Below are 654 nucleotides of genomic sequence, written 5' to 3' on the forward strand. Positions count from 1 at the left end.
AGAGACGGTTTCATAAAGACTGTTCGGCGCGCCGGAGGGTGTTCCAGCAGATCAGGCAGCAACCGAGTTTGAGGAACGCACCGTGTATATCGGCACGTCGCTCGAAACGAATACGGAGGCGACGGAAGTGATGCAGCCAAGCATGCGTGCGTTCCACGACCCAGCGATATTTGCCAAGGCGACTGCCATGTTCGGTACGGCGCTTGGCGATCACCGGCTCGATACCGCGATTTCGCAACGCTTGCCGATGTCGCTCGGAGTCATAACTACGATCGGCGTAGACCACACGCGGTCTGTGCAGTGGGTGGCCGCGCAATCCGCGAATCGGCGGAATCGCGTCGATCAGCGGCAGCAACTGCGTGACGTCGTTGACGTTCGCGCCGGTCAGGATCGCGGCGAGCGGCGTGCCGTTGGCGTCGGTGACGATGTGGTGCTTGGAACCGGGTCGCGCTCGATCGGTAGGGTTTGGCCCAGTTTTTGGCCCGCCCCAACGGCGCGAATCGATGATGAATCGACAGCGGCTCGCGAGAAGTCGATCTGGTCTGCCGCGCGCAGCTTCGCGAGCAGCAGTTCGTGCAGGCGGTCCCACACGCCGGCAGCCTGCCAGTCGCGTAGTCGTCGCCAACATGTCACGCCCGAGCCGCAACCCATCTC

The 654-nt window shown here is 62.8% G+C and carries 1 pseudogene; it reads right to left on the reverse strand.

The features are described 5' to 3' along the window. Positions 1–10 precede the first annotated feature (10 nt). Positions 11–654, reverse strand: a pseudogene (locus BDI24065_RS40895) (IS5 family transposase); the annotation flags it as partial.

Origin of the sequence: Burkholderia lata (genome assembly GCF_902499025.1) — a bacterium.
Lineage (GTDB): Bacteria > Pseudomonadota > Gammaproteobacteria > Burkholderiales > Burkholderiaceae > Burkholderia > Burkholderia lata_C.